General features: G+C 44.4%; 8 protein-coding genes. 4 read left to right on the forward strand and 4 right to left on the reverse strand.

Features of this window, described 5'->3' with window-relative positions:
• Nucleotides 1–54: 54 nt before the first annotated feature.
• The 4 genes from fusA to R4I06_RS03675 form a co-directional block, all read right to left on the reverse strand.
• Nucleotides 55–2,127, reverse strand: a complete 2,073-nt coding sequence (gene fusA, locus R4I06_RS03660; protein WP_334414195.1) for an elongation factor G — start codon at nucleotides 2,125–2,127, stop codon at nucleotides 55–57.
• Nucleotides 2,128–2,160: 33 nt separating this feature from the next.
• Nucleotides 2,161–2,643: a 30S ribosomal protein S7 gene (gene rpsG, locus R4I06_RS03665; RefSeq protein WP_334414196.1), complete on the reverse strand. Its 483-nt coding sequence runs from the start codon at nucleotides 2,641–2,643 to the stop codon at nucleotides 2,161–2,163.
• 19 nt (nucleotides 2,644–2,662) lie between these two features.
• On the reverse strand, nucleotides 2,663–3,037 hold the full coding sequence (gene rpsL / locus R4I06_RS03670; RefSeq protein WP_334414204.1) for a 30S ribosomal protein S12: 375 nt from the start codon (nucleotides 3,035–3,037) through the stop codon (nucleotides 2,663–2,665).
• 222 nt (nucleotides 3,038–3,259) lie between these two features.
• Nucleotides 3,260–3,397, reverse strand: a complete 138-nt coding sequence (locus R4I06_RS03675; RefSeq protein WP_334414197.1) for a hypothetical protein — start codon at nucleotides 3,395–3,397, stop codon at nucleotides 3,260–3,262.
• Nucleotides 3,398–3,583: 186 nt separating this feature from the next.
• Between R4I06_RS03675 and R4I06_RS03680 the strand changes: the two genes are divergently transcribed.
• The 4 genes from R4I06_RS03680 to R4I06_RS03695 all read left to right on the forward strand — a co-directional run bounded on the left by R4I06_RS03680 (nucleotide 3,584) and on the right by R4I06_RS03695 (nucleotide 8,919).
• Nucleotides 3,584–5,224, forward strand: coding sequence for a ribonuclease J (locus R4I06_RS03680; RefSeq protein WP_334414198.1), 1,641 nt, complete (start codon nucleotides 3,584–3,586; stop codon nucleotides 5,222–5,224).
• A 20-nt stretch (nucleotides 5,225–5,244) separates the two neighbouring features.
• On the forward strand, nucleotides 5,245–6,555 hold the full coding sequence (locus R4I06_RS03685; RefSeq protein WP_334414199.1) for a translocation protein TolB: 1,311 nt from the start codon (nucleotides 5,245–5,247) through the stop codon (nucleotides 6,553–6,555).
• A 91-nt stretch (nucleotides 6,556–6,646) separates the two neighbouring features.
• On the forward strand, nucleotides 6,647–7,297 hold the full coding sequence (locus tag R4I06_RS03690) for a COQ9 family protein (RefSeq protein WP_334414201.1): 651 nt from the start codon (nucleotides 6,647–6,649) through the stop codon (nucleotides 7,295–7,297).
• 80 nt (nucleotides 7,298–7,377) lie between these two features.
• Nucleotides 7,378–8,919, forward strand: a complete 1,542-nt coding sequence (locus tag R4I06_RS03695) for an HlyD family type I secretion periplasmic adaptor subunit (protein WP_334414202.1) — start codon at nucleotides 7,378–7,380, stop codon at nucleotides 8,917–8,919.
• Nucleotides 8,920–8,993 lie beyond the last annotated feature (74 nt).

An 8,993-nucleotide genomic window follows, 5' to 3' on the forward strand; every position in this document is an offset into this window, starting at 1 on the left:
ATCGTCCCTACGTTTATATGCGGCTTCCTTCCCCCTTCTGTCATCCTTTATTACCTACTTCTTTATACTACTAACAACAACGTTCTCCGGCACACGCTCATAATGAGCAAAGTACATACTATACTGCGCCCTCCCCTGTGATATGGATCGCAAATCCTTGACATACCCAAACATACTACCCAGAGGAATATGCGCGGTAATCAACTTTGCGTTGTGACGATCCTGCATCTCTGCTATCTTCCCCCTTCTGCTATTTACGTCACCTATCACATCACCCATATACTCTTCAGGAGTTATAATCTCAACTCTCATGATGGGCTCGAGAATTATAGGAGCGGCCTTATTCGCCATATCCCTAAAAGCCCCCTTGGCAGCTAGTTCGAAAGCTAGAGGACTGGAATCTACCTCGTGAAACGCCCCATCTATAAGCGTAGCCTTAAAATCAATCACCGGAAACCCGGCTATTATACCAGTATCTTTTATACTTTCCAGCCCATTCTGAACCCCGGGAATATATTCCTTGGGTATAGCTCCACAGGTTATCTTGCTTTCAAATTCAAAACCTGAACCAGGGGGGAGAGGCTCGAACAGTATGTTAACTTTCGCGAATTGCCCAGCACCACCTGTCTGCTTCTTGTGCACATACTCGATCTCCGTAGCCTTGGTTATGGTTTCACGATAAGCAACCTGAGGAGCGCCCACAGAAGCTTCCACGCCGAACTCCCTCTTCATCCTGTCTACTATAATCTCTAAGTGCAACTCACCCATGCCCTTCAGAATAGTCTGCCCACTCTCAGCATTCATGAATACTCTCAGTGATGGATCCTCAGCAACCAACCTAGACAATGCCGTCCCCATCTTCTCCTGATCAGCAGTAGAAACCGGCTCTACAGCTATCTCCATCACCGACTCCGGAAAGTCCATTTTTTCCAGTATCACGGGGAAATTCTGATCACACAACGTGTCACCAGTGGTAGTCTTTTTCAAACCCGCAAGAGCAGCTATATCACCCGCACGTATCTCTGATATGTCCTCTCTGTTGTTGGCATGCATCAACAATATCCTACCAACAGACTCCGTAACTCCCTTCGTAGAATTTAAAACCACGGTTTTGTTCGTCAATCTTCCAGAGTACACACGTATAAATGTCAAGGTACCAACAAACTTATCAACTACTACCTTAAATGCCAGCGCAACAAACTTGCCTTTTTCCCCAGTCTCTACGGTAACTATCTCCTCCGTATTCTTCGCATCCACTCCTTGAATAGCGGGAATATCAGTAGGCGCAGGAAGGAAATCTACAACAGCATCCAAGAGAGGCTGCACGCCTTTGTTTTTAAACGCAGATCCACATAACACGGGAACGAATTTAGAACCGATGACCCCAGCCCTTATACACCTCTTTAGTACCTGCACGGAGATCTCAGATCCCTCTAAATACATGCCCATGGCTTCATCGTCCATCTCAACCGCTGTCTCTACGAGCTTGGACCTATATTGGAGAGCTTTCTCGAGCATATTTGCCGGAATTTCACCATAATGAAACTTTGCACCAAGAGAATCTTCCTCCCAGACGATGGAGCGCATCTCCATCAAGTCTATGACACCTATGAAATCTTTATCTACTCCCATGGGAAGATGTAAAACTAAAGGAATAGCACCTAACCTATCCCTTATCATGTCCACACACGCATAGAAATCCGCGCCTACCCTGTCCATCTTATTAACGAAACATATTCTGGGCACGTTATACTTGTCTGCCTGCCTCCACACAGTCTCAGATTGCGGCTCTACCCCAGCAACTCCATCGAACACAGCTACAGCGCCATCTAATACGCGCAGAGACCTTTCGACTTCTATTGTAAAATCCACGTGACCAGGAGTATCAATGATGTTAATCCTACATCCACCCCAAAAACACGTAGTAGCTGCAGAGGTTATCGTTATACCTCTCTCCTTTTCTTGCTCCATCCAGTCCATGACCGCAGCGCCCTCATGGACCTCCCCTATCCTGCTCTGCTTCCCAGTATAGAAAAGTATACGTTCCGTGGTAGTGGTCTTTCCCGCATCAATATGCGCCATTATCCCTATGTTCCTACACTTGGACAAATTGCCCTTGCTACTCACCTCTCACTCCCCTACTGTAAACTACAAAATTCATTAAAACCTGAAATGAGAAAACGCCTTGTTTGCCTCAGCCATCCTGTATTTCTCTTCTTTCATCTTGCACGCACCACCACGCTTGTTGTAAGCCTCTAGCAGCTCGTGACACAGGCAACTCATGTAAGTACTACTACTACGCTTCTTACTGGCGCGAGCAGCCTTAACAATCCACCTAAGCGCAAGAGAAGTAGCCCTGTCCTCCCTTACCTCGACCGGAACTTGATACGTAACTCCACCAACTCTTCTAGAACGCACTTCCATTTTCGGCATAACATTTGCAACAGCAGCATTGAATATAGACACGCCGCTGGTGCCACCAAATTTAGCCTCAGCCATATCAAGTGCGCCGAAAACTATCTTTTCTGCCAAAGCCTTCTTGCCTTGGCGCATAACAACATTTACAAAACGAGCAAGCAATACACCGCCGACACAACCATCGGCAGTTACCTTATTCCTGGAAACCTTCTTGCGACGAGACATACATCACCAAAATTAGAAACTAACCACCACGTTTTACACCATACTTCGAGCGAGCCTTCTTTCTTCCCTGGACACCTTTAGCATCCAACGCCCCACGCACAATATGATAACGCACGCCCGGCAAATCCTTCACACGTCCACCCCTGATGAGAACCACAGAGTGTTCCTGAAGATTATGCCCTTCCCCTGGAATATACGCTATCACTTCGCTACCATAACCTGCAATTCTAACACGCGCAACCTTACGCAACGCAGAGTTAGGTTTCTTTGGCGTGGTGGTATAAACCTTCACACATACAGCCCTCTTCTGAGGATTGCGCTGAAGGGCAGGAGCCTTATTGGCTGATCCACGAGGTTTCCTCGGACAACGCACCAATTGATTAATAGTGGGCATGCAAAAACCTAAAATCACCACGAAAAGCGCTACCCACGGACTCGAGGATAGCAAAGCAGCTTCACTTATAAGATAATCATAACCTACAGTCAATATAATTCTAGTTTCTGCATCACATTTCTGAGTTTGCACGGAGAATGTGTTCTGCAACGATAATCGCATAGCGTTCTACAACTTTAGGACAACGCACTTAAAAGCATCACCTTGTCATATAAAAATCTTTTATATACCTCCCCACCCGTTGGCAAAGTAAAACGTAGCCGACGCCTTATTATGTCCTTGATCCTCTAGAAAGTCGATAACGCAAAACCCATATTCCCTCAGCATTCCCATTACACGTAGCAAACCCAGGAAGTGCAAAATACCCAGCAGATGGACAAAATTGCTACATACTAACTGTTGTCAAAGTTATTGCAATTACAATTTTTGTACACATTCTAAAGTATCAGCCCCCAAGGCGAATATACTTAATACTTTAAAAGGTTTTTCTTCCAAAGTGCATATGTATGTGTTATCTACGAAGTTTGTGGCTTTGTACTCGTAGATATGGATATTAGTGAAGATGGGTTTTTATTCCTTCCATTAGGTGGTGTAGGGAAAATTGGCATGAATGTCACGCTCTATCACTTCAATGGTAAGTGGATAATTGTAGACCTAGGAGCCGGATTCTCAGACTGCGAGGTCATGCCAGGAGTGGACATGGTTGTTGCCGACTTGAGTTTCATAAACAAGAGGCGCGATGACCTATTGGGGATCGTGTTGACCCATGCACATGAAGATCACATAGGCGCGATACCTTATCTGTGGAGGGATCTGAAATGCCCCATATACGCCACAAAATTCACTGCATCATTTTTGCGTCTAAAGCTAGCGCAGTTTGCTTTCGATGAGGTTCCGATAACGGAAGTTGACCCCGTAAATACTCTGGAGTTAGGTCCGTTTACTTTGGAGTTCGTTCGGATGACGCATTCCATACCTGAGATGCATTCAATAGCCATACATACAGAAGTAGGTAGCGTCCTTCACACCGGGGACTGGAAGTTCGATAGCATGCCCGTAATAGGAGAAGTATCTGATACCGAAAAGCTCAAGCAGCTGGGCGACCAAGGATTGCTTGCGATAATATCAGACTCGACAAACATATTCACAAGCAAGAGCTCTGGTACTGAAGGTAGTTTAAATAAGTCTATACTGGACATAGTAAAGAGTAGCCGGGGGCGGGTAGCTGTTTCTCTCTTTGCATCAAACATAGCTAGGATTTGCACGTTGAGCGAAGTAGCGGCAAAAGCTGGTAGGAAGGTCGTAGTGCTCGGAAGGTCATTAATGAGGGCTATTCAGGCTGCAGTGGAGTGCGGCTATCTAAGCGATGCGGAAGAAAGATTTGTGGATGCTAAACAGGCAGAGGGAATGCGTAGGGATGAGATCCTCTACCTATGTACTGGATGTCAGGGAGAACCTCTCGCTGCTACGGCTAGGCTTGCATCTGGATCACATCCTATGGCATCACTGGAGCATGGAGACACTGTTATATTTTCATCCAAGATAATCCCGGGAAATGAGAGACGCATTTTCAAGGTGTTCAACAAGCTGGTATGTATGGGAGTCGAAGTTGTTACGGAATTTACTCATAAAGTGCACGTTTCAGGGCACCCATCTAGAGATGAAGTACGCACACTTTACTCTTTGACGAATCCCAAGCTTTGTTTACCTGTACATGGGGAGTACATGCACATGTATGAGCATGTACGATTCGCAAAAGACTGCGGCATAAGCGACGCCATCGTGTGTTCGCCTGGGGACATCGTAGATTTGGTAGAAAAGAAGAAGGTTGGGTCAGTAAGTTGCGGAGTATTCGGGATAGACGGAACTTTTATGCGTTCTCCTGATAGTAGCGTGATGCATGCACGTAGAAAGATGCGCGATGCGGGCGCGGTGATTGTAACTTTACTACTAAATAAGGATAACAAGTTAATAAAAGAGCCTTTGGTACTGGCACCTGGTGTGCTTGATGACGTAGAAGATGGAGTGCTGCTTAATAAAATTGTAAAAAAAATAGAGGAAGGATTGTATGGTACCAAGCGGCAGTCTAACATTAAGGGTCATGTAAGAAATCTTGTCTTTGCTTTCTTTAAAGGTATCCTAAGGGGTAGACCGCTGGTTGAAGTACGCGTTGAATATATATGGTAGGATTACTTACGTAGAAGGAAATGAGAGCTGTTCCTCTATTTTTCTTTGTGGGTTTTTTGTTCGTCTATTTCGACTACGCAGCTGCAGCTTCCTTACGTTTGAACGTGCATTCAGGAGGTAGTGCGGACAAAGTTAGCGTGCTCGTATCTCCTTTTCGTTCTTCTACTGTTCTTGAGCGCAAGATAGGTCTAAAGTGCTACGAAGTGGTTGTGAACGACCTATCTAGCAGCGGAGTTTTTGACGTTGACTACGAGATACCTTACTGGCTGGTGGCTAAAGAAGATATCTCCAATTCATCCACCGACTTTATGTCATCTCTAAAACACGATATTCTTATAACTGGAAACATTTCAGAGTCTTCTACTGCCAGGATGAGGCTCAGCTTATTTATGCTTGATGTTGCTTCTGGAAAGGAGCTATTTGGCAAGTCTTTTAACTTTGAAATAAGCAACTGGAGGGGCGCCGCACATGCTATATCTGGAGAAATTTATGGAAGGCTGACGGGTGATAGTGGCTATTTTGACAGTGCAGTGCTATACGTAGCCAAGTCTCCTACACCAAATAAGATATGCATGATGGACTCTGATGGAGTCAACAGTACAACAATCATTAACAGTGAAGAGCTTGTAAGCTCACCAAATTTTCTCCCTGGTGGCCAGAAAATTGTATATGCTTCCAACACACTTGATAAGAGTGAAGTACTAGTACACAACTTAAGGACCGGAGAATCGACATCTATCGGACAGTTGGATGGTAATATTTCCAGTGCTCAACCGTCTCCTAGAGGAAAAAGGGTACTGCTTTCGCGTGTTCTGGATGGCAGAACTGATATCTATAGCCTTGACATTGATGGGGGGCAATTCACGAAACTAACAAATGGGGAATCCGTTAACACCTCTGCGTCTTATTCTAGGGATGGTAGGCATATAGTCTTCAATTCCGACAGGAGTGGAGTACCGCATCTGTATGTGATGAACTCTGACGGGAGCGATCAGCGCAGAATAACTTCTGGTAACGGGATGTATGCGTCACCCTTATGGTCGCCTAGGAGGGATTTGATTGCATTCATTAAAATGGAAGGAGGTGTATATCATATCGGCATAATAGGAGCTGATGGTACCGGTGAGAAGAGCCTATTTAAGACAACAGGCAGTATTGAAGGGTTGACTTGGTCACCAAATGGTCACGTATTACTATTCGTACAAAAACTAGATTTCGATGTCCCTGAATCAGAAGTACACATTGTCGATTTAGAGGGAAAAGACAGGAAGGTTACTGATATTCCTGTTGACATCTCAAGCCCGCATTGGGCTCGATTATTGAGGGACTAATAACAAAAAGTAGGGTATTGAAATCTACGCCTACCATTATGCTGCAGCGTGTGGTATTCTCTACATCTTGTGAACGTGTAGGTGTTGTTCCTTGGGTACTTCTGAGTGCAGCCTTGTCGAAAGCGATGAGGTAATACAAAAAATATGCAGCGAGGTTATTCGCCTCTCTTCTACCTGTGGTTTGACAGATGAAACTCTTCTACAAGCCTGTGAGAACCTTGGTTATGAGCATTACATGTCTATGTTTCCCGCTGGTATAGATGACATACTAAAACATGTCTACAAATCTTTGAGCAATTTCCTTATCCTCTCAAGCAATGAGGCGGATTTTAGCGGTCTTACCCGAATAAGGGACAGGATGGGGTACCTACTCAAAGCATGTATAAGATATCAAGCTTCCCTACCGCATTTTAGAGAGTATACGAAAGAGTTGCTACGGTACTTCTGTTCTCCACAGCATTTGTGTTTTGCATCCTCAATCACTTTCGGTGTTGCAGATACAATGTGGAATCTGGTTGGAGATTCCTCAGTGAAATTTGATTACTATACGAAAAGGCTTACTGCTTCTGGTATATACTTTGCTTCCCTTATGTATCTCGGCAGTGACACATCTGATAATCTAGAGGACACTTTTGCGTTTATAGACAGAAGAATAGATAACGTACTTACATTTCATAAATTTAAGAACAAGCTGTGGAAGATGTTAGGGGGGATCCGCGTGCCCCGTAACATGAGAGATTAAGTAATTTACATCTCATATCAATACAAAAATAAATTTCTGAGGTAATCTTTTCGTGTTATTTAGACTCGTTTGGTAACCGGATGACCATAGTTATGTCTTGCAGCAGATTCCTGAAAGCAATATCATCCGCAAGGACGTGGTTATCCCTTCCAAAACTACTTGGCCACGATTCCATAGAACAAAATGTGGAAAGTAAACCCAAGGACTATAAAGTTCTTAGTAAATCTCTTGGCATCATAGATAGGATTGTAGCTTTCATTTTCAGAATAAGGAAAAACGATGAGAACGAGGCTTTGCGGGCTTCGTGGGGGCCTTTGTTTGTCGGAATTGTGGTAGTTGTCGTCTTTTTTGGCCTCTTCGGTATATGGTCTGCGGTTGCCCCGTTAGACGGAGCGGTTATAGCTTCAGGGGAGGTTGTCTCCTCGCTGAATAGACAAGTAGTTCAGCACCTAGAGGGCGGTATAATAAAGAAGATCCTGGTAAAAGAGGGGGATAGCGTTCAGAAGGGACAGCCACTCGTGTATCTAAACAGCACAGCTGCAGAAGCTAATTTGGGTGTCATAAAAGAGAGGCTTCTCGTACTTCTTGCGACTGAGGCGCGTCTACTTGCAGTGAAAGATAACGCTTCGTCTATCACGTTTCCCGATGAACTTTACAGTCTATCAACTCCGTCTGTAATAGAAAAAGTGATTGAAAATCAGAATGAGCTATTCCTATCGCAGAATACCAGTACTTCCGGACATATAAAAATACTGAAACAACGCATAAAGCAGTTGAAGCAGGAATTATCTGGGCTTTCGGCTCAATTGGAATCCGAGGAGAAGCAGCATAGACTCATTAGCGAGGAATTGGAGACAAAAAGAAATCTCTTGTCTGACGGGTACATAGGCAAGCCTTACATGCTGAACTTAGAGCGCATGCATGCTGAGTCTGAAGGAAAATTGGGACACATCCGTGCAACCATAGCTTCTGTAGAGCAGAAAATTGGAGAAAATAGACTTGAAATAATCAATGTAACGAATTCAGTACTGGACAAAACGAATTCCGAATTGAAGGAGACTGCGTATTCTATAACAGATTTGAGAGAGAGGCTGAGAGCTTCGGAAGATATACTCAGGCGCACAACCATTAGATCTCCGCAGAATGGCACAGTGGTAGGGTTAAAGCACCACACCGAGGGAGGCGTTATAACTCCGGGAAGTACTATAATGGAGATAGTGCCGATAGACGATGATTTGGTAATAGATGCGAAAATTCCGACAAGAAACATAGAGGAAATCTTATCCGCACAAGTTCTAGAAAAAAATCTTGTTACCAGTGGAGATTATAGTGGGCTTCGTGCAAAAGTACGTCTCAGTGCATACAATATACGTAAGTTTGGGCTGATAAACGGCATAGTGACACAAGTCTCAGCCGACACATTAGCTGATCCCAACGGATCTAGGTATTATTCTCTTAGGGTAGTAATACCAAAGTCGTCTCATTCAGGAAAATTTGTAAATCTGAAGTTGTATCACGGGATGCCCGCGGAAGTGTACGTTATTACGCGCTCCAGAACTCTTCTAGAATATTTGCTTACCCCTATAACTAGCACCTTCGAAAAAGCATTCAGGGAGCGGTGACGTGTTGGTCTGATCTACCCACCGTAGATCTTTAGTAAAGGCACTACAAGGAGGTGACTCAATTGATATCTTCT

Origin of the sequence: Anaplasma bovis, assembly GCF_036903315.1 — a bacterium.
GTDB lineage: Bacteria > Pseudomonadota > Alphaproteobacteria > Rickettsiales > Anaplasmataceae > Anaplasma > Anaplasma bovis.

Excerpts from the sequence above, each read along its gene's own strand:
- rpsG (WP_334414196.1), bottom strand. The coding sequence starts at position 2,643 with ATGTCTCGTCGCAAGAAGGTTTCCAGGAATAAGGTAACTGCCGATGGT.
- rpsL (WP_334414204.1), bottom strand. The coding sequence starts at position 3,037 with ATGCCCACTATTAATCAATTGGTGCGTTGTCCGAGGAAACCTCGTGGA.
- R4I06_RS03680 (WP_334414198.1), top strand. The coding sequence starts at position 3,584 with ATGGATATTAGTGAAGATGGGTTTTTATTCCTTCCATTAGGTGGTGTA.
- R4I06_RS03685 (WP_334414199.1), top strand. The coding sequence starts at position 5,245 with ATGAGAGCTGTTCCTCTATTTTTCTTTGTGGGTTTTTTGTTCGTCTAT.
- R4I06_RS03695 (WP_334414202.1), top strand. The coding sequence starts at position 7,378 with ATGACCATAGTTATGTCTTGCAGCAGATTCCTGAAAGCAATATCATCC.